Annotated in this window: 3 protein-coding genes; 2 read left to right on the forward strand and 1 reads right to left on the reverse strand. The window is 73.1% G+C overall.

The genetic code is table 11. The features are described 5' to 3' along the window. Positions 1–136: 136 nt before the first annotated feature. Positions 137–877 carry a 2OG-Fe dioxygenase family protein gene (locus ACFV0Q_RS38110; protein WP_385012206.1) on the reverse strand — a complete coding sequence of 247 codons (741 nt, stop codon included), beginning with the start codon at positions 875–877 and terminating at the stop codon, positions 137–139. Positions 878–1079: 202 nt separating this feature from the next. Here ACFV0Q_RS38110 and ACFV0Q_RS38115 point away from each other — a divergent pair, with 202 nt between their 5' ends. Together ACFV0Q_RS38115 and ACFV0Q_RS38120 are read left to right on the forward strand one after the other, a co-directional pair. Beyond that, positions 1080–1313 carry an acyl carrier protein gene (locus tag ACFV0Q_RS38115; protein WP_385012209.1) on the forward strand — a complete coding sequence of 78 codons (234 nt, stop codon included), beginning with the start codon at positions 1080–1082 and terminating at the stop codon, positions 1311–1313. A gap of 16 nt (positions 1314–1329) precedes the next feature. After that, positions 1330–5265: type I polyketide synthase (locus ACFV0Q_RS38120; RefSeq protein WP_385012212.1), on the forward strand; the 3936-nt coding region annotated here is incomplete at its 3' end.

Below are 5265 nucleotides of genomic sequence, written 5' to 3' on the forward strand. Positions count from 1 at the left end.
CGTCGACAGGTCGTTCCCGAACGACGCCGTCTCCGACGTGAAACGGTCACCCGTCAGCTGCATACCGTCACCGGAGTCACCCGCGAAACGGATGACCACGCGATCGACGCGGCGTACTTCGGTTCCGGTCGCCATGTCAGTGGGCCGGCTCTTCGCGCACCAGCTCCGGCGTGTGCTTGTAGCCGAAGATCAGCACGTCGCGTACGGCCGCCTTCGACGTGTCCTGCGGGAAGATCGGGCGTACGGCGTGCAGGATCTGGCCGTCGGACCAGAACATGGTGTCCATCTGCTCGGTGAGGGTGAACTCGGCGACGAGTTCCTTCTCCAGGCTGTAGACCTGCGACTCCCCGCCCTGCGCGTTGAAGCGGCCCATCAGGTGGATCGCGCCGAAGTCGACCTCGTCGCGGTGCGGCCCCTCGGGGGTCGGCTCGCCCGTCTCGTCGGGGGTGCTGATGATGCGGAACTGGTGGCACTGGACGTCCCACGGGTCGTCGAGCCAGCCGTCCTCGGTGGCCGGGAACCGCTCGAAGTTGGACCGCAGCAGCCGCGTCAGGAGCGGGTTGTCCAGGGTGGTCCGGCTCAGCGGGGCCACGTCGCGGTCGATGCCGCCGGCGTAGTCGTTGGCGTTCATCGACTGGAAGTAGGGGCGGTGCGGGCGCAGCCGGACCTCGCCGGTGCGCGGCACGAAGAAGAACCGGTCGTAGCGGCGCTCGCGGAAGCGGGAGCCGCCCTTCAGGTACTGGTCCGTCTCCAGGTTCTCCCACTCGGCGGCCAATTCCTTGACGTGCTGCCGCAATTCCGCGTCGAGGACGAGCCGGTCGGCCGGCAGCAACGAATATCCGTTGGCCCGCAGTTCTTCCCGTGCCTGGGTCTGCATTGTGAACTCCTCCACACCGCTCTTCGACCGCTCCTGCGGGCCGAGCCTCCCACAGCTCTGCTGACGCTGAACTGACGGGCCGGGCGGGTCAGGTCGACGTCAGCCGGTCGTCACGAGCCCTGTGCTTCACTCGACCGGTATGACAGAACAATTAGTGTCCTCGCCCCGATCGGAACGCCGGACGGTTCTGGAAGAAATCGTCGTGGCGGAATTCAAGACGGCACTGCTCATGCCCGCCGACGAGGAGCTGCCCGTGGAGGACAGCTTCTTCGAGCTCGGGATGACCTCCCTGCTGCTGACGCAGGTCAAGCAGCGCCTGGAGGAGCAGCTGGGGCGGGGCATCAGCAGCACGGCCCTGTTCAACCAGCCCACCGTCGAGCGGCTCACCGACTATCTGGCCTCGGACGTGCTGGCCGACATCTTCGACGCCAACTGAGAGGAAGGCCGCCACCATGCCGGAAACGCCGGACACGCCGGGCGCGCGGGAATTCGATGCGGTCAGGGAAATCAAAGAAAGGCTCGAAGCGGCCGAGGAGACGGTCGGCCGGCAGAACCGGGCGCTCGGGCAGTTCCTCCTGGAGAAGCACGAGCCGATCGCGGTGGTCGGCGTGGGAATGCGTCTCCCTGGCGGCAACCATTCGATTTCCGATCTCGATTCCTTTTTGCGGGACGGGCGTTCCGGTATTGTTCCGCTTCCCCGGGACCGATGGGTTCCGGAGGTGGCCGACGGTGACATCACCGCGGCCGCGGGCGGCTTTCTCGACCGTATAGACGAGTTCGACGCGCAGTTCTTCAACATTCCGCCCAAGCAGGCGCCCTTCATCGACCCGGGCCAGCGGCTGCTGATGGAGACGGTGTGGGAGGCGCTGGAGGACGCCGGCATCGACCCGGCCGGCCTTCGGCACGGTGACGGCGGCGTCTACGTGGGGGCCTCCCCGCTGGACTTCGCGCTGGAGCTGGAGGGGTTGTCGGACGAGCAGCTGGACGGGAGCCTGACGACGGGGCTCGGCGGCTACTCCATGTCGGGGCGGCTCTCGTACTTCCTGGGCTGGCGCGGCCCGAGCCTGACGACGGACACGGCGTGCGCGGCCTCGCTGACCGCCCTGCACCTGGCGGTCGAGGGGCTGCGGCGCCGCGAGTGCGGGATCGCGCTGTGCGCGGCGGTGAACGCGCTGCACAACCCGCGTTCGTTCGTGATCCTCTCGCACGGCCAGATGCTGGCCCCGGACGGGCACTGCAAGACCTTCGACGAGAGCGCGGACGGCTACGCGCGCGCCGAGGGCTGCGGGGCGCTGGTGCTCAAGCGGCTGTCGGACGCGCTGGTCGACGGTGACCGGATCCTGGCCCTCGTACGGGGGACCGCGATCGGGCAGGACGGCGAGAGCGCGGGCCTGAGCGCGCCGAACGGGACGGCGCAGGAGGCCGTGATGCGGGCGGCGCTGGCCAACGCGCGCCTCGAACCGGGCGACATCCAGTACGTGGAGGCGCACGGGACGGGGACCCCGCTGGGCGACCCGATCGAGCTCGGTTCGGTGAACGGGGTGTTCGGTGCCTCGCACGACCGGGAGAACCCGCTGACCATCGGCTCGCTGAAGGCCAACATCGGGCACATGGAGCCGGCCGCCGGGCTGGGCGGGGTGATCAAGGTGATCACCCAGATGCGGGCGAAGACCTTCTTCCCGCACGTGTGGCGCAACCTGTCCGGGCGGATCCCGTGGGACACGTATCCGATCGAGGTGGCGAAGGACGAGCGGCCCTGGGACGCCCCCGTGCGCCGGGCCACCGTCAACGGCTTCGGGGTCGCCGGGGCCATCGCGGTGGCGGTACTGGAGGAGCCCCCCGCCCCGGACACGGGCGCGCGGGCGCTCGGCAGCGACACCACCGCGCGCGCCGGGGCCGCCGGGCACGCGGCTCCCGCCGCCGACGACGACGCCGCCGGGCCGGACGGGCAGGTCTTCACGCTGTCCGCCAAGTCCCGGCCGGCCCTGCGGCTCCAGGCCGAGCGTCACGCGCGGTTCCTCGCCGCCCACCCGGACACCTCCCTCGCCGACCTGTGCCGCACCCGCGCCACGGACCGCTCGCACTTCCGCTTCCGCGCCGCCGCGGCCGTGGCCTCCACCGCCGGGCTGGCGGCCCACCTGGAGCGGTGGAGCGCGCCGCCGCGCGGTGAGGAGAAGCCCGACGCGTTCCGCAAGGTGGCGTTCCTGTTCACCGGGTCCGGTTCGCAGTACGTGGGCATGGGCCGGGCCCTGTACGGGCGGCACGCCGTCTTCACGCGCTGCGTGGACGAGTGCGACGCGCTGTTCGCGCCGCTGCTGGGCCGGTCGGTGTCGGCGGTGATGTTCGGTGACGTGCCGGACGCCGAGGAGACCCTGGCCCGTACGTCCTTCACGCACGCGGCGCTGTTCACCCTGGAGTACGCGCTGGCCCGGCTGTGGCTGTCGTGGGGGGTGCGGCCGAGCGTGCTGATCGGGCACAGCGTCGGCGAGATCGTCGCGGCGACGGTCGCCGGGCTGTTCTCCCTCGCCGACGGGGTGGCGTTCCTCGCCGCACGCTCGCGCCTGATCGAGTCGGTGTCCGTGCCGGGCTCGATGGCGGCGGTCGCAGCGCCCGCCGACGAGGTGCGGCCGCCGCTGGCGAAGTGGCCGGACCTGGCCGTCGCCGCCGTCAACGCGCCCGAGCAGTGCGTGATCTCGGGCGGGGAGCGGTCCCTGGCCGAGGCGGTCGAGGAGCTGCGCGGGCGGGGCTGGACGGTGACGCCGCTGCACGTGAGCGCCGCGTTCCACTCGCCGCTGATGGCCGAGGTGTCCGAGCCGCTGGCCGAGGTGCTGCGGGGGATCTCCTTCCAGGAGCCGCGGCTGCCCCTCGTATCGAACCTGACGGGGCGGATCGCCGACCCGCGGGAGCTGGCGACGCCCGCGTACTGGGTGCGGCACGTCAACGAGACGGTGGAGTTCGCGGCCGGGGTGCGCACCATCGCCGAGCGCGGCCGGCACGTGTTCCTGGAGGTGGGCCCGTCCACGGCGCTGACCTCGCTGGCCCGCCGGAGCCTGCCGCAGGACCAGCACCGCTGGCTGAGCTGCCTGCGCCGCAAGGACGCCACGGCCGCCCCCCTGGACGCCGCGCTCGCGGGCGCGTACACGGCGGGCCTGAACATCGCCTGGGGCGAGGTCCACGCGGGCGGGCCGGGGCGGCGGATCGCGCTGCCGCCGTACGCCTTCGACCGGCGCGGCTACCGGCTGCCCGCCCGCCCGGCGGCGCGCGGCGGCTCCGCCGAGGGCCTCCACCCGCTGCTCGGCAGGGAGGGCGAAGTCACCGGCGGGATACGGGAGTTCACGGCGCGCATCAGCGCCGGGGCCCCCGCGTACCTAGCCGACCACACGATCGGCGGGCAGGCCTTCCTGCCCGCGACGGCCTACCTCGAAGTGCTGCTCGCCGTGCAGGACGAGGTCCACGGGGACACCGGCCGGGCGGTCCAGGACGTCCGCTTCCACGAGGCGCTGTTCCTGTCGGACCGGCCGGTGCTGCTGGTGACCCGGGTGCGGACCGCGCCGGACGGCGCCCTGTCGGTGGAGATCTCCAGCCGGGCCGTCGCCGAGAACGCCGGCGACGGCGTGGAACGGCTGCACGCCACGGCTTCGGTCGCCGCCGCGCCCGCCCCGGACGGCGGCGGCCCGTCGCCGGACGGGCAGGGTCTGCTGGGGCTGCTGGGCGCGGCGGCCACGGTCCGCCCGTCGCGGGTGATGGACGCCGGGCAGGTGCGGGCGGCGTACGCCGAGGCCGGTCTGGAGTACGGGCCGCAGTTCCTGCGGGCCCGGTCGGTGACGGCGTACGGGCCGAACTTCGCGGTGACGGAGCTGTCGGGCGGGGACGTCTCGCGCGCCGAGCTGCTGCCGCCGCCGCTGCTGGACGGGGCGACGCACGCCCTGGCGGCGCTCACCGACGACGGCCGCCGGTACGTGGCCACGAGCGTGGGGCGGCTGCGGGTCTTCAAGAAGCCGCGCGGCGAGGCGCTGCGCTCGGCGGCGCGGGTGACGCGCGCCGCGGACCCGGAGGCCTCCGGGGCGGGCGGCGGCCCGGCGTTCACGCTGGACCTGGTGCTGCTGGAGGACGGGCCCGACGGGGCCGGCCGCCCCGTGGCGGAGCTGACCGGGATGGGCTTCACCCGGCTGCCGGACCGGCCCGTCGAGGCGTCGGACACGGTACGGGCGGCCGAGGCGGCGGCCGCCGCCGGGCCGCTGGACGTGGCGGCGCTGGCGGCGGCGGAGCCCGCGGAGCGGCAGGCGGCGCTGGTGTCGCTGGTCCGGGCCACGGTCGCGGCGCTGCTCGCGATCGACGACCCGGAGTACGTCGACACCCGGGCGAGCTTCCTGGAACTGGGGCTGCCT

Origin of the sequence: Streptomyces sp. NPDC059564, from assembly GCF_042735575.1 — a bacterium.
Taxonomy (GTDB): domain Bacteria; phylum Actinomycetota; class Actinomycetes; order Streptomycetales; family Streptomycetaceae; genus Streptomyces.